We start from the raw sequence: 23,086 nt of genomic DNA, 5'->3' as shown, positions 1-23,086 counted from the left end.
CAATGGAACTACACCCCTTTAATAATGCCACAAAAGTATAACTTATTGGCGTATCGGTGACAATTGGATGACTGAATTTAATAATTTATAATCGTTCTAAATTGATCAAAATATGCGATTAGAGCGCATAGGGCATATTTTATGGTGATACGCAACCGATCACTGGAATAAGTACAATTTTATGGATTTTGTTTTTTTTATATAATTTTTTATTATCATGTAGTGTATGGTGAACACCTTGGCCACCGACGTGCACACCTCCAATTTTGTCATCCGTCATGAAACCTTTTGTTAAAAATTATGTATATTCGCATAGGGCAAATTAATTCAAATTGCTTCAAGAAAAAAGATTAATTATGCGTTATGTTAGCCTTGTATTAACATCTTCGTTTTTTTATTTGGCATGTGGGCAGACCGTCGCACAACGGGATGTTCAACATCAGTCCGATCATGCCAATCATACTTCAATTGAAAACACCATGGATACCACGAAATACAACAAATTGACCCCCGAGGAAGAATACGTCATTATCCACAAAGGTACCGAAAGGCCATTCACTGGCGAATTACTCAACAACAAAGCGCAAGGGCTCTATGTATGCAAGCGCTGCAATGCCCCCTTGTACCGCTCAACGGACAAATTCGAGTCCCATTGCGGCTGGCCGAGTTTTGATGATGAAATCGAAGGTGCCGTGACGCGCATCCCTGATGCCGATGGGCGACGTACGGAAATCGTTTGTGCCAACTGCGGCGGACACTTGGGCCACGTTTTCCTTGGCGAACGCTTCACCGAAAAAAACACCCGCCATTGTGTCAACTCGTTATCAATGAAGTTTGTGGCAGCGAAGACTCCCTGATGATTAATTCCGATGGCAACATGATTTGTTTCGTCTCTTTCACCTTACCATCGAGCTGGTTGAGCAGCACATTGATAAGCTCGTCCGCTATGGCCTCTATGGGCTGGGATACGGCGGTAATCGTGGGCGAAAACAACTTAAAAAGTGTGTGGTCATCATAGGAGACAATCCCCGGCATCGGGACAGGGGAGTGTTTCAATGCTTTTAAACCCGTGATTGCGATATAATTGGTAGCAAAAAAGACAGCGTCTGGTTCTTGATCCGCTAAAAACGAGTAAATCGCCTGCATCGTCGTTGCCTCATCATCGCCCATATTGACCTTTTTGACGTAGGGCTGCAATTTATACGTATCAATGGCCCGCATATAGCCGTTCATCCGATCTTGCATTTGTGTCTGGGATGAATATAAGGTAACCAGCGCAATGCGTTTATATCCTTGCTGTGCAAGATGGGCTGTGGCATCGTATGCGCCCCTTACGTTGTCAGAAACCACATAATTGGTCGTCAAACCCGGAATATAGCGATCAAACAAAACCAACGGGAGCTGGTTGCTGAGCAACGCCTGAATCGTATCACGTATCCCTTCAGATGGCGTAATGATATAACCGTCTACATGGCGATCCCTGAAAAGCTGGATAAGTTCGATGGTTTTATCGGGCTGGTTGTCCGTACTGCAATAGATAATACGATACCCTTTACTGTACGCCCTCGTCTCAATGAGGCGGGCAATGTTTGCAAAAAAAGGATTGGAAATATCCTCGATAACCAAGCCAATAATTTTTGTTTTGCCGGTCCGCAAGCTTTTCGCCAGTTCATTAGGTTTATACCCTACTTTCTGCACGTATTCCAATACGCGCTTGGTCAAGCCATCACTGATGCGCTTTTCTTTAGCTTTGCCATTAAGGATAAAAGACACGGTAGTAACTGACACGCCCAAATCCTTTGCAATGTCGCTGATAAGTATTTTTTTCTTCATTTTAGCAAAAAAAAGCTTAATGTTTAGCTTCGAGACAAACGTATGGATTTTTCAATGAAGTCCACAAAATAATTCGCAAAATTATTTACCGTTTTGGAATAAAAAATTAGCTTTACAGCGAATTGGAATAGTAACTTTTTTGAAACAAACATGCTAAAGCGCTTAAGCACTTCCGTAATTTTCATTGCCCTATGCACCTGGTCATGGGCCCAAGATTCACTGATTTCGTATGTCGATCCATTCATCGGCACGGGCGGGCATGGCCATACGTTTCCGGGGGCTACTGTCCCTTTCGGCATGGTGCAATTGAGTCCTGACAACGGCCGCAGCGCCTGGGATTGGTGCAGCGGTTATCATTACAGCGACAGCTTAATTGCGGGATTTAGCCACATGCATTTAAGCGGTACGGGCATCGGTGATTGGCTGGACATATCGGTGATGCCGTTGATAGCACCACTTGACGATACCACCACTTTTGTGCAGACGCAGTTCAGCCATGACAACGAGCGGGCGTCACCAGGCTATTACCAGGTCACACTGGAAAACGGCATCCACGTCGAACTTACGGCCACTGAGCGGATCGGTTACCACAGGTATACGTACGCACAACCAAATGATACGCCTGTGATACGTTTTGACCTTTCATTTCACCAAAATTGGGATACACCCATCGAAACCCATATCAGCGTCCTCAACGACAGCACCCTGATAGGTTATCGCTATTCTACCGGTTGGGCTAATGTGCAACGCGTATATTTTGCGGCCAGAACCTCCTTCCCTTTTGTAAAAACCATCCTCAACAACGGGCTATCCGCGTCGGCCATGATCGATATGGCCGAGACGTATGACCGCGGCAAAGGCGTATCTGCCCAACTGATCTTTGACGGCAGCCTACCTCATAACACTGTTGAACTGAAAGTAGCCCTATCAACAACCAGCTATGAAAAGGCATTGGAGGAATTACATCTTGCCGAGGATGAGGGCTTCAATGATGTACATCAGGCTGCTAAAGACAAATGGGAAGCCGAGCTGCAAAAAATCAAAATCAGTTCAGGCAATGATGAAATAAAGCGCGTCTTTTATACTGCACTGTACCACACCGCCCTGTCTCCTACCTTATACGCAGACCGTGATGGCGAATACAAAAACGCCCATGGCGATATACACACCATGCCCAACGGTGCCAGCCGCTACACGCTCTTTTCACTGTGGGATACCTTCCGTGCGTTGAACCCCTTATTTACGCTGACGCAGCCCGAAAAATACACCGATATACTCAACAGCATGTTGGCATTCCACGACGAAAACGGCTTACTCCCTGTATGGGATCTGAGCACGTGGGAAACCAATACCATGACAGGCTACCATGCCATTCCCGTATTGGCTGATGCCATCCTTAAAGACTGGCCCGGATTAGACGCCGAACAGGCCTATCAGGCCATGCTGAAGAGTGCATATCAGGATATCCGTGGCGTACCGGATTACATTGCATACGGCTATCTACCCCAGGATAAAGCTGGCGGAAGCGTGACCATCACATTGGAATACGCTTTTGACGATTGGTGCATTGGCCAAGTTGCCAAAAAGCTCGGTAAAACAGCCGACCACGCTACGTTTATGAACCGGGCAAGATCTTACACCAATCTATTTGACAAACAAACTGGTTTTATGCGCGCCAAAAAGAGTGATGGACAGTTTGTAGAGCCTTTCGATCCTTTTTGGTCAGAACACGACTTCGACAAAAGCCAATATATCGAGGGCAACGCTTGGCAGCATTCCTTCTTCGTACCCCATGATGTACAAGGGTTGGCCAAGCTATATGGAAGTAATCAAGGCCTGAGCAGCAAACTTGATGCGTTGTTTGCCGCTCCTTCGGAAATGCACGGCGAGAACATCTCGCCAGATGCGAGCGGTTTCATTGGACAGTACGCACACGGCAACGAGCCCAGCCACCACATCGCTTATATGTACAGTTATATCGGTGAATCCTGGAAGACCCAGGAACGTGTCCGCCAAATCGTAGACTCCATGTACCACGATGGCCCGGATGGCTATGCCGGCAATGAAGATGCCGGCCAGATGAGTGCCTGGGCCGTCTGGAACATTGCCGGGCTTTATCCTGCCAACCCTGCCAGCGGCGAATATGTGTTTGGAAGTCCAATAGCGGATGAAACGACCTTTACCTTACCAAATGGCAAACTGTTTGTCATCCGTGCTCTCAATAATGGTAGCCAAAACAGTTATATCCAGTCGGCCACACTAAATGGCAAACCTTATGAGGGCACCTACATCCTACACCAAGACCTGCTCAACGGCGGCGAGTTGGTGCTCAAAATGGGGCCGAAACCCAATAAACGTTTTGGCCGCAAACCGGAGACCTGGCCGGGCACTGCCGGTAATCAGTAAGGGGACCAGGTGATCCGAAACAAGAAAGGGGGCTGTCTAAAAAGGTAGCCCCTTTTTTTATGGCGAACTCGATATTGTCGGTCGGATATTTTGGGTTCGGGTTATTTGCTATGCAGCCTGCCGGTTATGACTGTAATGGCGGCAGAGCAAAGGGCATAGTTTGATAAGCGCCGGGTTATAGGGGGTGTTTGTGCCGTTGTTTTGCCTGTTTTTGGCTTTTGCAACCATTTTCCTCAGGTTGTGCCCGATGGCCATGAGGGCGAACTCGATTCCGACACCCGCCAGGCCTTTCAGGGTGAACCTGTTGAAGTTGTTGTTGCTTTTGAGCTGCCCGAAAGCCGCTTCCGGTTCGATGGGTCTTTTGCTCCGGTGCATCACCCCCCGGTCGGATGCCAGCAGCTCCCGTGCTTTGTTCCTCAGTTCATTCAGCCGGCGGTTGACCATGATTATCCGGTCTTCTTTACTGTCATGGCACATCCCCCGCATCGGGCAGCCTTCGCACCGTTTTGCCCGGTAGTAGCCCAGCTGCGAGACATACCCGTTGCTGCTTACCTTTCTGCCCTGTCTGTACTGCTCCATCCGCTGTCCCATCGGGCATACATAGAAGTCTTCCTCCGCGTTGTGGAACAGGTTCTGTACAAGGAACGGGTTGTTTTTATAACTGCGCTTCTGCTCCCTATGGAAGTAGTTGTATTTGACGAAAGCCTCTATCCCCCTGGATTCCAGCATTTCATAGTTCTCTTCGCTGCCGTAGCCCGAATCGGCAACCACCTCCCTGCTCTGGGTGCCGCATTGCTGCTGGAACCCCTCCAGGTGGCCTGCCAGCGTGGTGGTGTCCCCGGCCGTTTGGTGGATGCTGCAATGGGTGATGAACTGCTCCTCGGTGCTGATCTGCGCATTGTAGGCCGGTTTGAGTTGCCCGTTCTGCATATGGTCGTCCTTCAGACGCATGAAAGTGGCATCCGTGTCGGTCTTGCTGTAGCTGTTGCGCCCGCCTAGCATTTCCAGTTGGTATTCGTACTGCTCCAGACGGGGGAGATGTTCTTCCTGTAATTTCTTAAGCTGCTTTTGGGTGGTTTTCCCCGTGTCTTTCAGTTTATTGTTGAGCTCCGAGAGCTTCTCCTTCAGTTCCCTGCTGTCGATGGGCTTTGCCGTATCGGCATGCTTCAGCCCGGATTGGTCGGCCTTGATCTGGCTTTCGATATCCGAGAGCACCGAGGATATCTTCGCTTCCAGCTTGGCCTTGTTCTTCTCCACCGAACCCTTCCATACGAACGTGTAGCGCCCGGCCGCCGACTCGATCTTCGTGCCGTCTATGTACTGCACTTCAAGGCTCACATAGCCCAGTTCCTGCAGCATCCCCACCACATCGGCAAAAAGCCGCTGGATATGCCCCTTCAGCCGCTTGCCCCGGAAATAATTGATCGTACGGAAATCCGGCGTGCTGTTGCCCGAAAGCCACATGAAATGGATGTTCTCCCGTAAGGCTTTCTCGATCTTCCGGCAGGAATAGATATTGCTCAGGTAACTGTAAAACAGCACTTTGACCAGCATCCTCGGATGGTAGCTCGATGTACCGCCCCCTTTGTAGCGCGAAATAATGTGTGAAAGATCAAGTCCGTCGACAACCTGACTGACAAGCCGGACCGGGTGGTCAGATGGGATCCGACTGAAAATATCCTCCGGAAAAAGGACCGGACTGTTGGAAGGCAGGGGTTTGAATCGTATGTTTGCCATATTGTTTGGGTGCACCTAAAGATAACAAATCTTTAGGACAAACAATAAAAATCCCCGGCCGATTTTGGCCGGGGATTTTCTTTAAAGGAACTTTTTAGACAGCCCCCTTTTTATAGGAAACTGATTTTTCTTATACTTCTCTTTTCTCAGGCTTTGGCAATAAGGCTTTGCGCGAAAGCTTCAGCTTGCCTTGTTTGTCGACATCCAACAGCTTTACGGTGACCATATCACCCACGTTGAAGATACCGTCCATCGTTTCAAACCGCTTCCAGTCGATTTCCGAGATATGCAACAGGCCATCTTTGCCCGGCAGGATTTCGATAAATGCCCCAAACGGCATGATAGACTTTACCTTACCCTCATAGATTTCACCGATTTCCGGTTTAGCGGCAATCGCTTTGATCCGGCGTACGGCATCATCGATGGAAGCTTTGTTTTCAGCAAACACCTGTACCACACCTTTATTGCCCACTTCTTCAATGGCAATGGTAGCACCCGTTTCACGCTGCATCTCCTGAATGATCTTTCCACCGGGGCCGATGACGGCACCAATGAACTCCTTGTCAATGGTAAAGCTGACGATACGAGGCGCATGTGGCTTATAATCGGCGCGCGGCTCGATAATGGTCTTCGCCATCTCACCCAGAATATGCAACCGGGCTTCCTTTGCCTGTTCCAATGCTTGCGTAAGCACTTCCCATTTCAACCCATGGATCTTTAAATCCATCTGACAACCGACAATACCATTTGCCGTACCCGTCACCTTAAAGTCCATATCACCCAAGTGATCTTCGTCTCCCAGGATATCGCTTAAAATCGCATACTTGCCCGTTTTTTCATCGGTAATCAACCCCATAGCAATACCCGATACCGGAGCCTTCACTTTCACGCCCGCATCCATAAGGGCAAGCGATCCAGCACATACCGTAGCCATGGATGACGACCCATTCGATTCCAGGATGTCCGAAACCACGCGAATGGTATACGGATTTTCGTCACCGGTAGGCAGTACCTGTTTCAGTGAACGCATGGCCAAGTTGCCATGCCCTACTTCACGGCGGCCAGGCCCCCGGTTAGGGCGCACTTCGCCCGTGGAAAATGCCGGAAAATTATAATGCAATATAAACTTGTTGTACCCGTGGATAAACGCCCCGTCAATCATTTGCTCATCATCTTTCGCACCCAATGTCACCGAAGTCAAGGACTGGGTTTCGCCACGTGTAAACACAGCCGAACCATGGGCCGCTGGCAGGTAATCCACCTCACTCCATATTGGACGTACCGTACGCACGTCACGGCCATCAAGCCGAATGCCTTCGTCCAATATCAAATTACGCACAGCATCATACTGTACATCGTGATAATATTTCTTAATTAAGAACGCTGTTTCTTCATCGATTTCCTCGTCGCTGAACGCCGCCAGTATAAATTCCTCGCCAATCTGCTTAAACTGTTCGCTACGCTCATGCTTTGCCGAAGCCGATTTGGCCACTTGATAGACCTTATCATAGGTAGCTGCAAAGATTTGCTCACGCAATTCAGGATTGCTCGGTTCATGGTTGTATTCGCGTTTCGCGGTTTTCCCAACCCGTTCAGCAAGTTCGATTTGAGCCTGCACTTGCTTTTTGATAGCTTGATGGGCAAATTCGATAGCTTCCACCATTTCGGGTTCGGAAATCTCCTTCGCTTCACCTTCCACCATGACGATATCCTGCGCAGAACCTGCGACAATAAATTCGAGCGTAGCCCGCTCCAATTCGCTCAATAGTGGATTGACAACCAGCTGGCCATCAACTTTAGCTACCCGTACTTCTGAAATGGGGCCGTTAAACGGAATATCGGACACAGCGATGGCAGCCGAGGCAGCCAAGCCGGCCAAAGCATCCGGCATAATGTCTTTATCTGCGGAGATCAAAGAAATCATCACTTGGGTATCCGCGTGATAATCCTCGGGGAATAAGGGCCTTAAGGCACGATCCACCAACCGTGAAATAAGGATTTCATAATCTGATAAGCGTGCCTCGCGACGTAAAAACCCGCCCGGAATGCGTCCCGCAGCAGCATACTTTTCTTGATAATCTACCGAAAGCGGTAAGAAGTCCGTTCCGGGTTTGGCTTCCTGTGCAGAAACCACGGTAGCAAGTAGCATGGTTTTCCCCTGCTTCACGACTACCGAACCATCGGCCTGTTTGGCCAATTTTCCGGTTGAAATCTCGATTTGGCGATCTCCGCCCATATCGATTGTTGTTTTGATTTCGTTGTAACTCATTTGTTGTTTCCATTCGATGTGCCGTTCGTCTTTTAGAAGCACATCATTTTTTTATAATAGACCTTTTAAATTTGCACAAACTTAGCTAAAATGCGCAGTATTCACGAATAAAAAAAGCCACCTCCATGATAAATGGGATGGCTTCATAGAAAGTTTTACCTGAAAGCTATTTAATAATGTCACGCAAGCCCAATGCTTTGATGATGGCCCGGTAACGTTCGATATCTTTATTGAAAAGGTACTTCAATAAAGAACGGCGTTTACCTACCAACTTCTGCAAAGAACGTTGGGTAGCAAAGTCTTTCCTGTTTGCTTTCAAATGCTCCGTCAAATGAGCAATCCGTTTGGTGAATAAAGCCACCTGACCTTCAGCAGAACCGGTATTGGTTGCGCCTCCGGCAAATTCAGCGAAAATATCCGCTTTGTACTCTTTACTTAAATACATTACTTGAATAATATTAAAGCGTTAAAAAAAATATTGGCTGCAAAGGTACGCTATTTTTTGATACGCTCCAAATGAAGTTTTGGCGCTGTTTACCCCAGCCTTCCGATAAATAGCCTTGTTTTATACGAGAGCCGTACTTTGCCTTCCTGCTGGTGGCCAGCAAACAAAACAGCAAGCGAGTCCAACAGTTCATTCAATACCGTGGAGGTTTCATCCGGCATAAATGAATAAGAACGTGTCCGCCCGCACAATTGCTCAAAAGTTAGAAAATCCACATGTTCAAACACCCGGTATTCCGGCAACGCCGGGGCAAAGAAAGCAAATACGTCTGCCGTGTCGATTTTACGTTGGCTCACATTCATGTAATCCGCTGCATAGGTACGAATCAACGTTTCATATGCCGCTTCAAAGGCACTATCTGTATTCCTCAAATTCCACACGATGGCCACAAAGGCATGTTCCCTGCCTATCCGTGCAAACTCGGTTTTTGTTTGTGCGAGGTCAAACCAATGGAAAGCCTGAGCCGACAAAATAAAGTCGACCGATTGATCCGGCAGGCCAGTGGCTTCGGCTGTACCATCTACAAATATACACCGCGGATATGCCGCCAATCGCTGTATAGCTATGCGCCTCATCGCTTTATTGGGCTCCACCACATAAATGGAATGCCCCCAATCGGCCAACTGTTCCGTAAATATACCGGTTCCCGCAGCGATGTCGGCAAGCACAGGTTCAGGAATTGACGCAACAAATTCAGCGAGAAACGCTATCAATTCGAGCGGATAGTTAGGGCGGAAAAGATCATAATTTTTCGCCCTGCGCGAAAAGCGGCTGATACTATCCTTCATCATAAAATATGATAGATTAAGTTGACATGTTGTTTTAGCCTATTCTTGTCGACGTAAAAATAAGCAAATAGTTCGGAAAAAACATCATTTATCAAACGTTTGTCAATCAAAATTTGAATTAGATAATAATATTTATTTGATTTATAATCAATATATTAAAAAATCTTAATAGTTTTTTTTAAAAAGTAATTGCATTTATCGTTATTTATTTATTAAGTTTGCCTAAACAAGGAATTATTAACCATTTATACATAAAATTGTGAAATACGATCGGCAAGACCAATTGAAACAATCCGTATTCAAGTTACTTTATTATAATGACACATTGTCCTTAGCTGAACTAAGCACATACACCAAAAAAAGTGTGCCCAATATAACGAGCATTATTAATGGGCTGGTCAAGGAAGGCTATGCTGTAGAACATGGTTTGGCTCCATCTACAGGAGGTCGTCGACCGGTTAAATACCGGCTCAACCCTAAAAAGAAGCAATATATCCTTGCTGTTGCCATGGATCAATTCGTAAGCCGAATAGTAGCCTACAACTTGGCCAACGAAGCCATTCATGCTGAAACTTCGATCACCTTGCCATTGCAAGATAATGACCACGCTTTTGAGCAGCTTTGCCAATTCATCAACTCCTACATCAACGAAGCCGGTATTAAACATGAACATATCCTGGGCATTGGCATCGGTATGCCGGGATTCATCGACGTTGAAAAGGGTATAAACGCTTCATTCCTGCTTACCGAAAATGGGGAATTGGGGCTTCGCGACAAGTTGAGCCGGTCTTTAGGATTGCCTGTATACATCGAAAACGACTCCAGCGTCATCGCTATTTCGGAGTTGCATTTTGGCGCTGCCAAAGGACTAAAAGATGTGATGGTCGTCAATATGGGTTGGGGCATTGGATTGGGCATGATAGTTAATGGCAGCCTGTTCAGGGGACATAATGGATATGCTGGTGAATTTAGCCACATCCCGCTATCGCACACCAACAAGCTTTGTTCATGTGGCAAAAGAGGGTGTTTGGAGGTAGATGCTTCATTGTTGGTAGCGGTAGAAAATGCCAAACAGGCCATGGCTGAGGGCGCTACGTCCAGTCTGCACAAGTCATTTGCCGAAGAAGGCAAAGCCGAAGGGGATCTGCTCATCGAGGCAGCACAGTCCGGCGATCAGTTGGCCGTTTCCACACTTTCAGACGCTGCTTTTATGGTAGGCAAAGGCATCGCCACCCTTATCCACATCATGAATCCCGAACGTGTCGTGCTGAGTGGCAGGGGTGCCGCCGCAGGAAAACTTTTGCTCGCACCTGTACAGCAAGCTATCAATGAATTCTGCATCCCCAAACTGGCAGAACAAACCAATATTGCCATTTCCGGCCTCGGCTATCATGCCGAACTACTGGGTGCCGCCAGCTTAGTTATCGAAAATTGTGTCCTGCACCGAAAAGAAAAGGGCGAACTTGACACACTTAATTCCTAATAAACCGACCGCACTAATCAACGTTATCCAAGCAGAAAAAAGAAATTCCAAAAAGCGCCATATGATAAAAAACAACTAACTAACAATCAATCCTTCTTCAACACAATCAATCAAATTATGGATTTAAACCAACTTGACAAATGAGAAACTTGTACATCAATTGTTGCATGGTAATCATGGCACTGCTTGGATCGGTGCTTCTGGTTTATGCACAGCCATCCATCACAGGTATTGTGCGGGATGTTGACGGCCCCATTGCTGGCGTAAGCGTACAAATCCAGGGCACCAGCCGCGGTACGCAAACGGATGCCGAAGGGCGTTACACCATTAGTGCTTCGGCAGGAGAAACGCTCCAATTCAGCGCGCTGGGATATGTTACCCAAAACATTGCGGTAGGTAGCACCCCCACGATCAATGTAACGCTCGAATTATCCAGCGGCGAAATTGGTGAAGTGGTAGTCACAGCTTTTGGTATCAAACGTGAAAAACGGGCTTTAGGCTATGCTACACAAACCGTTTCGGGCGGAAATCTCACCGTTACCCAACCTTCATCCGTTGCCCAGGGATTGGCTGGCAAAGTGGCTGGCTTGAATATCAGCCAAGCCTCTGGCGGTGTAGAAGGCGGCTCGTCGCGGCTGGTCATCCGGGGGAACACCTCCCTCACAGGTGACAATCGTGCGCTGATCATCGTAGATGGTGTCGCCATCAACAATGATCCGGTAAACAATAATGCCAACAACGGTGGCGGCGGTGCTGTGGGAACGCAGTTGGGTGCCGACGTAAGTGGTTATAACGACTGGGGAACAGGGCTTAACTTTATCAATCCGGAGGATATCGAAGACATCACCGTATTGAAGGGCCCGGCAGCGGCTGCACTGTATGGCGCACGTGGTGCGAACGGCGTCATTTTGATTACCCGAAAAAAAGGAACGAGCCGTAAAGGGTTGGGTGTGGACTATTCCTATTCTTTCCGGGGCGTCAATGCATATGAGTTTTTGGATTTCCAGAATGAGTATGGCTCTGGGGGAGTTGCCGCCATGTGGACGGCCGATAACGATAAAATGTTTCCGACGAACGCAGCGGGCCAGCGTGTGCAAATCAGCCTCGACAATGGGTACAATTTTCCAGCTGGCGACTATACATCGTCTGCTTACGGCAAATTTCCTTACGACAATACCACAGACTATTACAACCTGCTATCGTTTCCAAGTGGATTATCATGGGGCCCACGATTTGACGATCAACCCATTCTTTGGTATGATGGGGTGCTCAGGCCTTATTCGGCACAGCCGGACAACTGGAAAGCTTTTTTCCCGAATGGCTCGGTAGGTCAGCATAATGTGGCTATCTCCGGCGGCGGTGATTTCGGGACGGCACGTTTTTCATACACGCGAAGTGATAACAAAGCCAACGTCCTGAACAGCAATTTTAACACCAACACCTTTAACCTGGGAACCACCATTAAGGTAAGCAGCCGGGTTACTGCAGAAATCACGGGAAGCTATACCAGCTACGAACGGCTCAATACGCCGCCGGTAGGCGCAGGCCATTTCCTTGCCGGCTTTTCCTACGCTGTCCCACGTGATTACCGATCAGATGTAGAAGAGCTGAATAATTTCGCACCCGACGGATCGCGGCTTGATGTGACCAATTCCAGCAATTTCCCAGCAGGATCCCCCCGCTATCCCTATTACAGTTACATGGCCAACTCTTTCTGGAGGCAATACAAAAACAACACGACATTCGCTCGTGATCAACTCATAGGTGGCGCGAAAATCATTGCTGATGTAACCGACTGGCTTACGCTAACCGCGCAGGGCGGCCTGGATAATTCCAGCGACAATACGGAAATCAAAAATTATCCGACCAACTTAGCGGGCACACAAGATGGCTATTACGGACAGGCCATGGCGAAGAGTTTCAACCGCAATTTGAATGCCTACGCCCGCTTGCATAAGGACAACCTCTTTGACCAAGCGATCAGCGGTAGCTTAACAGCCGGAACCGAAGCGTATCATCGCAACGATTACACCGTCAGCAACAAAACGAACGGGAACTTTGTGAAGCCGTTTATTTTTGCCTTGAACAATGGCGTCAATCCACCGACCGCCGCAGAAGAAACACGATATGGCAAAAAAATCAATTCGATTTACGGGTTTCTCGATTTGTCCTACAACGACAACCTTTTCTTGCAGGTCACCGGAAGGAATGACTGGTCATCTACACTGGCCGATGCTTATAACTCCTATTTCTATCCATCGGCTAACTTGAGTTATGTGTTCAGCGATGGGATCAAAGGCATGCAGACGGCCGCTCCTTGGCTAAATTTCGGGAAACTGACGCTGTCCTATGCAGAAACCGGCAGCGATACGGATCCCTACACCATTTATGACATCATCACGACCGAAGCGTATAATGGTCAGGCGGCACAAACCTACCCCAACACCTTGAAGTTTCCGGGCATTGAGCCGCAGCGTAGCCGGGCTTATGAGTTAGGGTTGAGCTTGGGGTTCCTGAAAAATCGGCTGAATGTCGAGTTAACGGCATACACCATGAAATCCTCCAACCAAATCCTCACGAATGCCTTGCCAATTTCCTCCGGATTCAGCAACATTCAAATCAATAGGGGGGAATTGGGCAACAAAGGATTCGAGTTTATCATCAACGCACGCGCCATACAAACGCCTGACTTTTCGTGGAATATCAGTGTAAACGGTGCTACGTCAACGACAAAGGTCCTGGCCTTGGACGAAGGCATTGATGATCTGACCCTCGGCTCTTTTTTTGGTGGAAGCGGTGTCTCACAACGGGTAAAGGTGGGCGAAAAATACGGCACCATATACGGCAGGGATTTCGTCTATGCGAATGGACAGAAAGAAGTGGTAGATGTGGTCAATCCGGATAACGGCCTACCCCTTACGTATACAGTGAACGGCCAAACCTACATCGCCGGAACACGGTGGAAGACTACTGACACCGAAGTACCCATCGGAAACGCATTACCGCTGTTGACCGGAGGTATCAGCAATACGTTTAGTTACAAAGGCCTCTCCCTGTATGCCATGATTGACGCAAAAATCGGGGGCGATACTTACTTTGGTACCTACGCAGCGGCGATGGGCAACGGCTTATTACAAGAAACAGTCAAAGAACGCAATGGTGGCGGGCTCCCGCTCGTCTATCCCGATGGCACGACTGCTAATACCGGTGTTGTATTTGACGGCGTATATGCCACTTACGGATCCGACGGGGAGTTAATAAGCACGACACCCAACACGAATGTAGTCAACTACCAGTGGTACTACCTGAATACCTTTACGTCATGGAACCACTTGGGACACATTCCGCGGTCAGCCTCGGTCTTTGAAAACACGTGGGTAAAACTTCGGGAAGTGGCGCTGACGTATCAACTTCCTGTGAATTTTGTCCAAAAAACAGGCTTTCTCCAAAACCTCAGCGTTTCACTGATTGGACGTGACCTGTTTTACATTTACACCAGCATCCCCAAGGGATTGAATCCCGAGGGCGTAAATGGCATCGGGAACATGCAGGGCATCGAATATTCGTCTGTACCCCGTGCACGTTCCTTCGGTTTTTCCATCAAAACATCGCTTTAAACAGACTGTCATGAAAAGCACTCAAAAAATCATATACAGACTACTGGTTGCAGGTTTAGCAACCGGCTTAGTATCCTGCGAACAGGGCTTTGAAGAGATCAATCAGCCCTACAAAGATGCCAGCGTAGCGACAACATCCGTACCGGGATTGTTCAACGGACTGGCAAAAAACATCACCAACGAGGACAACACACTATACGTAAGCTTGTTTTACCCCCTTACCAATCAACAGGCCGTACAGAACACATTGGCCCCCTATCTTAATTACACGTCCAGCCTGTGGAACAGCTATTACCCAAGCCTGTATAATTACAAGGCGTTGATCCGAAAAATAGATGAGCAGGAAAATCCGGCGTTATTCGACAACGTAAGGCATATGGCCACCATCCTCATCGCCTCCAAAACGTTGCACATGCTGGACTACTATGGTGATATCCCTTACAGCCAAGCCGCATCCGCGGATCAAGGCGTTGAATATTACCGACCCGCGTACGATAACCAAGTGGATATTTACAAAAGCGTATTGGCAGATTTGAAAGTGGCCGTTGATGGTGTCGGGATGGCAGCCAATCAAACCAGTATCGGTGCATCCGAATCGTTCCTTCAGAACGACTTTGATGCGTGGAAGAAGTTTGCCAATGCATTGCGCCTTCGATATGCCGTACGGTTATATGATAAAGAGCAAGCGTTGGCGTCGGAAATCATTACCGATGTCATCGGTGGAAACAAACCCCTACCAAACAATCAAAATCCTGCCAGCTTACTGAAGGACAACTACGGCTTTTGGCCAATGTCGGTCTCTCCGGCTATCGTGACCGAACGCCAATGGTATACGTTCCGCGAGCGATCAGTGTCCCGTCTGCGTTTGGGCACAAATATGTGGAACCAGATGTCCAGCAGCGATGACAAAGACGGTACAGGCATCTATGATCCACGTTGCTACGTTTTCTTCCAAACCAACAACGCGGATGAGTGGATAGCGCAGCCGCATGATGGTTCCTCCACGGACGGTGGCGATCCCTACAACGGCAGTTTGACCGCCAGACAGCCCATCGGTGAAGATCCAGACAACCGTTATTCAACGTTCAACTTTTACCTTGCGTATGATCAATGGTATTTCCCCTACCTCATCATCACGGAAGCGGATGTGCATTTCCTGAAAGCGGAGATCTACCAACGCGGCATGGGAATAGCCCAGAACACCACACTGGCTAAACAGGAATATGAAGCTGGCATTACTGCATCCGTCGATTTCTGGTATGCCTATGCGCAAAATTCGCAAGCATGGGGCGTCAAACCCACTCCGCCTACTGATGCAGAAATGGAAGCATTTTTGACGAATCCCGATGTGGCGTATGATGGATCGAACAATGCTGATGCACTGACCAAGATCGCTACGCAGGCTTGGATAGCCACGTTGTTCGAACCGGCTGAAGCATGGGCAATTGTACGAAGAACAGGTCTAACGCCGCTTGCACCCGGCACGACACGTTCCACCATTTACAAGCTACCTTATCCTGATGCAGAAAGAATAAACAATAACGCAAATTGGATGGCTGTGACCGGAGGGGCTGAAGCACCCGAACAAACAGCAACGAAGGTATATTGGATGCCTTGATAGTCAATCCGGCAAATCAACATGCATAACAAACAAGATGGCGGCTGTTCTTAGCCGCCATCTTGTTTTTGATAAGACATGTAGCATTCTGCACCATTCCTTCGTTTAACTAAAAAACCAGTTTACGCGATAGCTTAAGCTTCCTCCGACCGACCGCCTATTACCCTGCCCGGAAATGATCCGAGATTATCTCAAGACTTTTCGTAAATGCGCCTGTGATAATGCACGATGAGCTACGGCAAGTCCACGATTTGGCAGCTTGATCCGTTATTTTATGTTGAAAATAAGCATATTAAAATATCTTATAATTTCTTTTTAAAAAGTCATTTCAAAAAAATCAATATTTTATTAAGTTTGCGTTAGCGATATGCTATTCAGCAGGTTATTCGCAGTTATTTCCAACAAAAAACCTAGCGTTTCAGTTGATAGCTAACAAGGATCATCATTATGAATTATCATTAAAAACACATATCAACGAAGGATTTCATCAACCAATATAAATACTGACCATGAGAATAACTCGCAACTATTTCTTCCCGGCCGCCATGGCGTTAATTGCGTGCCTTCCTTTTTTGGCTACAGCCCAGCACCACGACGTGTCCGCCAACTACATTCCACCTACCGATCCGCTTGTGCAGAAGAACCTGGCGGAATGGCAGGATCTCAAGTTCGGGCTTTTCATGCATTGGGGCACATACAGCCAATGGGGGGTTGTAGAAAGTTGGAGCCTCTGCCCAGAAGATGAGGGCTGGACCGTTCGGCGCGGGCCCCATGCCCAAAGTTACTTTGACTATGTAAAAGCCTATGAAAACCTGCAAACTACGTTTAACCCCACGCAATTCAATCCCGAAAAATGGGCCGAAGCGGCCAAACAGGCAGGCATGAAATATGTCATTTTCACCACCAAGCACCATGATGGCTTTGCCATGTTTGACACCAAACAAAGCGATTATAAAATCACTGACAGCAAAACCCCGTTTTCCAGCCATCCACGGGCAAACGTAACCAAAGAAATTTTCGACGCCTTCCGCGGGGATGATTTCAAAATCGGCACCTATTTTTCGAAACCGGATTGGCATTCTGACGACTACTGGTGGCCCTACTTCCCGCCAAAAGATCGCAATGTCAACTATGACCCGGTGAAATATCCCGAACGCTGGGAAAGTTTCAAGAATTTCACTTATCATCAAATCGAGGAGTTGATGACTGGCTACGGCAAGGTCGATATCCTCTGGCTGGATGGCGGCTGGGTGAGACCCTATTCCACCATAGACACCACCGTGGAGTGGCAACGCACCATCAAGACCGAGCAGGATATCGATATGGCTCGCATTGCTGCCATGGCCCGCACGCATCAGCCGGGGCTACTGGTGGTCGACCGTACCGTAGCCGGCGAATTTGAAAACTACGTCACCCCCGAACAGCAGGTACCCTCCGAACCGCTTGACATTCCCTGGGAAAGCTGCCTCACCATGGGCAATTCATGGAGCTACGTACCAGACGATATATACAAACCCGCGCGCCAAATCGTACATACGCTTGTCAAGATCGTCTCCCGGGGAGGCAATTATTTGCTGAATATCGGTCCGGGGCCTCATGGCGACTGGGATCCGGCAGCCTACGACCGCCTGAGGGCGGTAGGCGAATGGATAACGATCAACGGTGAAGGCATCTACAGCACTCGCACGGTAACGCCTTATGCACAGAGCAACATCTTTTATACGCAACACAAGGATGGCAACACCAGCTATGCATTCTTATTATCCGAAGACGACAGCGATCAAGTCCTGCTTCCTGCCACCATTCAGCTGGCCCTGCCTGATGGTAAATTGGTAAAACAGGTGGAAATACTGGGATTGGGCAAAATGAAGTTTAAAACCAACGGAAATACATTGGAAATCACCGTTCCAAACAACAAACGTACCCTTACAACCTTGCGTTACGCAGCCGCCATCAAATTGAGTCACTGATATCAGAAATCGTGCTATCATGCTACAACGTGAATAGTTCGCGCTTTCATTACCAAACTCCAAGATAGTTACCGAATAATTGCATTTACATTTTAACATGATACGACAAACAGATCCTACAAAACTTCGTTTCCGCACCGTAATTACATGCATTTGCCTTTTTTTATTACCAATTTCACTGGCACAGGCACAGACCTACAAAAGCGAATCGTTATCGTTATCCATCGGCCCAAAGGGCAACATCACTTCCTTAAAGGCCATTTCTTCGGGCAAAGAATATGCTATCGATACCGATCGCAATTTTTTGGTACAGCTCATACACGATGGGCATAGCATATCACCCGTGCAAGCGCGGTTTGACAAGCAACTGATCACCTTCGATTTCCCGGGCGACCTGTTTGTGCGAATCCGCGCTACCCCGCACAAACAATACCTTCGGTTTGAAGTGCAGGACATCAGCAAGGATGTGGAGGCGCTCGTCTGGGGCAACATCCATACGTCACTCAAGGACAGCATCGGCAACACGGTAGGTGTAGTGCGCGATGCAGCATATGCCATCGGCATGCAGGGACTCAATACCAAGACCTCCGGCGGAAAATGGGTAAATCAGGAAGGGGCTATTTTCGACACCGGTACTGCCGCGCTTTCCCGTCCTTCCGGATCGTCTTTACAGGCCTTTACAATTAATCGGTCAGTAGCTCGGAATATCAAGGTATGGGATCGCTGGCAGAATGTCCCGGTGCCGGCCATACCGGACGGACAGATCGAAGGTTCAGCGATTGCCCTGTTCGGTTGCAAGCCAGCCATGGCCCTGCCCACGATCCTTTCCATTGCCAAAGCGGAGAAACTCCCATATGCCATGTGGCAGGACGAGTGGATTCGGACGTCCAAAGAAGTAGGCAGGCCTTACCTCATCACCTCGTTCAACGAATCCAATGTAGACACTTTCCTGAACCTTGCCAAGCGGATGGGAATGGCGGGCGTGTATCACGAGGATCCGTTTGATACGTGGGGTCATTTTGTGTTGAAGGCATCGTTATTTCCCAACGGGCGTAACGGCTTTAAAACAGCGGTGGACAAGGCGAAAGCACTCGGACTGCGGCTGGGCTTCCACACGCTGACAACCTTTCTCACCACCAACGATGCTTACGTGACACCGGTTCCCAGCGAGCACCTCATGACTGCCGGATCCGCAGCGCTCGAACAGGCCATTTCCGAACAGGAAACCGAAATCACTGTCAGCTCGTCTGAATACTTCCAGATGCGGAGCGACCTGAACTGTGTACGCATCGGCACCGAACTTATCCGCTTCCGCGAGGTCAGCCAAACGGCACCGTACCGGCTACTGGGATGTGTACGTGGGGCGTTCGGCACCATGGCACAGAAACATGCCGCCGGAACTGCTGCACATCGGCTTATCGACCATCCATACAAAGTGCTTTTTCCGGATTGGACACTGCAACGCGAAGTCGCAGACAACATCGTCCAATTCATCAATGAGACGGGTGCCAACCAAATGGATTTCGATGGACATGAAGGCACCTATGCCACCGGCATGGGTGATTTATCCTTCAACACCTTCGCCGAGCAGGTATTCCGTGGCGCGAATCACCCGGTCGTATTCGGATCCAGCAGGGCCAACCATTATTTCTGGCATTTCAACCATTACCTCAACTGGGGTGAACCCTGGTATGCCGGTTTCCGCGAGAGCCAAGCGGATGTGCGCTTTGCCAACCAGCCGTTCCTGGAAAACAATTACCTGCCCAACATGCTTGGCTGGTTCCTAATCACCGAACACACTACGGTAGAAGATGTCGATTGGATGCTTGGCCTTGCGGCAGGTTACCATGCCGGCTACGCTTTGGTGTTGAGGGAACCTGCTTTGGCAAATCCGAATCTGGAAGAAATCGTCAACCAAATTAACCTGTGGACAGAAGCACAGCGGTCAAATCTCTTTTCTGACGAGCAGCGGATGTGGTTGAAGGATCCAGCCAATGACATGCACCTGTACCGCGAATCGAACCAATGGTTCGTCCAACGATTCCGCAAGCATGTCTTTGAGCACGAAGCGCAAGTACTGCAACCCGGCCAGCCTACGTCATCGTCTTGGGTATTTGAAAATGCCATGGTGCCCCAACAAGCACAATACGTCCTACTGGCAAGTGGCAAGTCAGGGGAAATCCGTAATCCTACCATTGAATTGGACAATTCATTTAGTATGCAGATCCCTATCGTATTGGCGGCAGGCGAAAGCCTGGTATTGGATGACACCGATGCCGCAAAGCTGTATAACAATAAAGGACGCTTTATCAAAACCGTCCCGTTGCCAAGGGCTTTGCCTGAACTGACTGTGGGGTCACATGACCTATTGTTCGATGCGGTTATGGATGCAAGTGAGGACGTCAAAGCTGTGCTGAGTATCAAACTGCTGGAGAGTACCGCGCAAATCAAATAACAAGGCCAAAAACTAATAGTGTCAGAACTGGTGTTCCATAATACGGCTTGTTGTCCAACGCAATGTTCATCACGGTGGTTATAGCGACCGATTGAAGCTGCTCATCATCCAGAAATTGGCCAGCAAAGAGACACCCTTCAAAAGTTAACAGTTTATTGGTGCACAACCCGATCTATCGCGTCCACCATCCCTTCCCTTTCCTTGTCTAACGTCAATTCCCAAAACATGATGCCCCCAAGGCCTTTATCCAATGCATAGTGGGTCTTCGCCGCTACCGACCGAAGGTTATCACCGGTGGCATATCGCTTGTCCCTCGCATGGTACCAATACGGTGCCTCTGCGGCTTCGTCGTAGTAATACTTCCAGCCTTTCTGTTCAGTCAGTTCGGTTTCGTACTGCTGGAAACCATAGCCATTGGTATGCTCACCCGGCTGATACCTTCCATTATTTTCCGGGGCCACATCTTTCCAGACGCGGGTGTAAAATGCAGCACCGATGACCAGCTTGCTGGACGGAATACCGATATTCAACAAATACGCCACTGCACGGTTGGCCGACTCCTCATCCGCGCGCACACTGTAAATGGGGGTGTGATGCCCCGTGACCGTCGAATAACCATGAACCAAATCGTAGCTCATGATATTTACCCGATCCACCAATGGCATTACCTTATTCCATTCAATGGATTGATCAAGGAACTTCTGGAATCCACCGGCGGCAAAACTCAGCTCGTTTTTGTCGCCCAATACCTGCCTTAATGATTTGACCAATTCCGTAAAATTCTCACGGTCTTCCGGTTTATAGGGGTGCCCGGGAAAACCAGCAATCGCCGGATACTCCCAGTCCAAATCAATACCGTCAGTCCCGAAATAATCATTTACTTCCTTCACCGATTTGGCAAACAATAACCGGCCCTCATTGGTTGAAAACACATCCGAACACGGTTCGCAGCCACTCCACCCACCCAAAGAAAGCATGATCTTCAACTGTGGGTATTCCTGCTTCAAGCCTACCAGGTGTTTGATGGTCGTGGTATCGCGCGCATTACTGATGTGGAAACGGCCTTCCTTCAGATGCCCAAAACTGAAAATGATGTGCGTAAGTTTATCCAACTCATACGCATCAATCTTTTTGTCATCTCCAGTGTAATAAGCAATCACCGAGAAATCATGTGACGGCTGGCTGATTCCTTGCAGGATTGCGAGGAATATACATGCCACAGCCGATAATGTTTGTCTTTTCATTTTAGTATTTGTTAAATTATTTTACCTAAGCCTCCCTGAAATTGGTCATATTGGTTATTAACAGCAAACTTCATAAAAAGCATATAAAAAAAGAAATAACTTTTTAATATTTTTTTATAAGTCAGCCGAAAAATCAGATTTTCAAGCAGAACAACAAAGTTGAATAATAAGAAAGCCGGGTTGAGGCCCAGCAGTAAAGAACCAGCTTACCAAAAATACGGCATATAGGAAATTTTTATCAGATAGGCACCGATATATTTGGACGACATCATTTCAAACACGTAAGCACAAAATTTATGAGTATGATTAGAAGCCTTGTCATGGTTTTATTTTTAGCAAGTTCCTGTTTTGCCTGTGACCCCGGCGAATCTGCAAAGGCGGAATCCCAAGGACAAGTTAAACCGGACACCATCCCGGCACCACGTATAACAGCCCCCATCCAGGGTACGGATGGCCAATACCGGATTGCTTGGAAAGGAATTACCTGGCTGGTGAAACATGCACCCAATCGGGACGAACCAAAAGGCCCCGGCGAAAATATCTGGAGCAGTAGCAATGTTTGGATAGACGAGGAAGACAAGCTCCATTTAAAAATCACCCGTCAACCGGACGGCAGGTATTTATGTGCTGAACTAAGGAGTGAAAACAACTACCAATACGGAACGTATACGTGGAAAGTCACCTCCGATCTCGATGGCTTGCATAAAGACGTTATCTTCGGCCTATTTCAGTATGGTGGGACAGATTATATCAATGAAATAGATTTTGAATTTACAAGGTGGAATAAGGCGAATAATAATTGGTGCAACTATACCGTATACCGCAAACAAGTGACGACATCAAATCCTGAAACGAACTATGCGCATACTGACTTTTCGGAACCCTTGGATGGGACGTACTCCACGCATGTTTACACGCGCCAAGAAGACCAGATAATCTTCAAAAGTTATCATGGTCATGATACCAATACACCATTCCTAAATATGCCAGGCGGCGTTACGGGGTGGGTTTTTGATGAACTGGATAACGTACCGACCAAAGCAATGCCCGTGTATATCCAACTATGGACAAAATACAAAAATGTAGGCGACTATGCATTAAACAGTACGGAGACCGAGGTGGTTATAAACGATTTTACATTTATCCCATAGCCTACCTGCA

Annotated in this window: 13 protein-coding genes and 1 pseudogene; 8 read left to right on the top strand and 6 right to left on the bottom strand. The window is 48.0% G+C overall.

The genetic code is table 11. The annotated features are described in order from the left end of the window. The first annotated feature begins 356 nt into the window (after nucleotides 1-356). Entirely contained in the window at nucleotides 357-857 is a 501-nt protein-coding gene (locus tag BMW65_RS18090) for a methionine-R-sulfoxide reductase (RefSeq protein WP_090607511.1), read from the top strand. Here BMW65_RS18090 and BMW65_RS18085 read toward each other — a convergent pair. Then, a complete protein-coding gene (locus BMW65_RS18085) occupies nucleotides 814-1,833 on the bottom strand; it encodes a LacI family DNA-binding transcriptional regulator (protein ID WP_090607510.1) in 1,020 nt (339 codons plus the stop codon). The genes BMW65_RS18090 and BMW65_RS18085 overlap by 44 nt on opposite strands. A gap of 150 nt (nucleotides 1,834-1,983) precedes the next feature. Between BMW65_RS18085 and BMW65_RS18080 the strand changes: the two genes are divergently transcribed. Beyond that, entirely contained in the window at nucleotides 1,984-4,239 is a 2,256-nt protein-coding gene (locus BMW65_RS18080) for a GH92 family glycosyl hydrolase (protein ID WP_090607508.1), read from the top strand. 216 nt (nucleotides 4,240-4,455) lie between these two features. On the opposite strand, the pseudogene BMW65_RS18075 reads toward BMW65_RS18080, so the two are convergent. The 4 genes and pseudogenes from BMW65_RS18075 to BMW65_RS18060 form a co-directional block, all read right to left on the bottom strand. After that, a pseudogene (locus BMW65_RS18075) lies at nucleotides 4,456-5,976 on the bottom strand (IS1182 family transposase); the annotation flags it as partial. Nucleotides 5,977-6,106: 130 nt separating this feature from the next. Then, a complete protein-coding gene (gene pnp, locus BMW65_RS18070; RefSeq protein WP_090607732.1) occupies nucleotides 6,107-8,245 on the bottom strand; it encodes a polyribonucleotide nucleotidyltransferase in 2,139 nt (712 codons plus the stop codon). 166 nt (nucleotides 8,246-8,411) lie between these two features. After that, nucleotides 8,412-8,690, bottom strand: coding sequence for a 30S ribosomal protein S15 (rpsO, locus tag BMW65_RS18065; RefSeq protein ID WP_090607507.1), 279 nt, complete (start codon nucleotides 8,688-8,690; stop codon nucleotides 8,412-8,414). A gap of 89 nt (nucleotides 8,691-8,779) precedes the next feature. Then, a complete protein-coding gene (locus BMW65_RS18060) occupies nucleotides 8,780-9,541 on the bottom strand; it encodes a class I SAM-dependent methyltransferase (protein WP_090607505.1) in 762 nt (253 codons plus the stop codon). 256 nt (nucleotides 9,542-9,797) lie between these two features. Here BMW65_RS18060 and BMW65_RS18055 point away from each other — a divergent pair, with 256 nt between their 5' ends. The 5 genes from BMW65_RS18055 to BMW65_RS18035 all read left to right on the top strand — a co-directional run bounded on the left by BMW65_RS18055 (nucleotide 9,798) and on the right by BMW65_RS18035 (nucleotide 20,681). Further along, nucleotides 9,798-11,021: an ROK family protein gene (locus tag BMW65_RS18055; RefSeq protein ID WP_245747683.1), complete on the top strand. Its 1,224-nt coding sequence runs from the start codon at nucleotides 9,798-9,800 to the stop codon at nucleotides 11,019-11,021. A gap of 140 nt (nucleotides 11,022-11,161) precedes the next feature. Beyond that, entirely contained in the window at nucleotides 11,162-14,638 is a 3,477-nt protein-coding gene (locus tag BMW65_RS18050) for a SusC/RagA family TonB-linked outer membrane protein (RefSeq protein WP_090607502.1), read from the top strand. Nucleotides 14,639-14,648: 10 nt separating this feature from the next. Next, nucleotides 14,649-16,256: a SusD/RagB family nutrient-binding outer membrane lipoprotein gene (locus BMW65_RS18045; protein WP_177181202.1), complete on the top strand. Its 1,608-nt coding sequence runs from the start codon at nucleotides 14,649-14,651 to the stop codon at nucleotides 16,254-16,256. Nucleotides 16,257-16,765: 509 nt separating this feature from the next. Then, nucleotides 16,766-18,226 (top strand): alpha-L-fucosidase, encoded by a 1,461-nt coding sequence (locus BMW65_RS18040; protein ID WP_245747682.1) that lies wholly within the window; start codon nucleotides 16,766-16,768, stop codon nucleotides 18,224-18,226. A gap of 97 nt (nucleotides 18,227-18,323) precedes the next feature. Next, complete coding sequence (locus tag BMW65_RS18035) at nucleotides 18,324-20,681, top strand: hypothetical protein (RefSeq protein ID WP_090607498.1); 2,358 nt, start codon at nucleotides 18,324-18,326, stop codon at nucleotides 20,679-20,681. 152 nt (nucleotides 20,682-20,833) lie between these two features. Here BMW65_RS18035 and BMW65_RS18030 read toward each other — a convergent pair whose 3' ends face one another. Further along, nucleotides 20,834-21,925, bottom strand: coding sequence for a glycoside hydrolase family 18 protein (locus BMW65_RS18030; protein ID WP_090607496.1), 1,092 nt, complete (start codon nucleotides 21,923-21,925; stop codon nucleotides 20,834-20,836). 296 nt (nucleotides 21,926-22,221) lie between these two features. Between BMW65_RS18030 and BMW65_RS18025 the strand changes: the two genes are divergently transcribed. After that, a complete protein-coding gene (locus BMW65_RS18025) occupies nucleotides 22,222-23,076 on the top strand; it encodes a glycoside hydrolase family 16 protein (protein ID WP_143053920.1) in 855 nt (284 codons plus the stop codon). Nucleotides 23,077-23,086 lie beyond the last annotated feature (10 nt).

It is taken from the genome of Parapedobacter koreensis (assembly GCF_900109365.1).
Taxonomy (GTDB): Bacteria; Bacteroidota; Bacteroidia; order Sphingobacteriales; family Sphingobacteriaceae; genus Parapedobacter; species Parapedobacter koreensis.
This window is presented reverse-complemented; position numbering and strand designations above follow the sequence as displayed.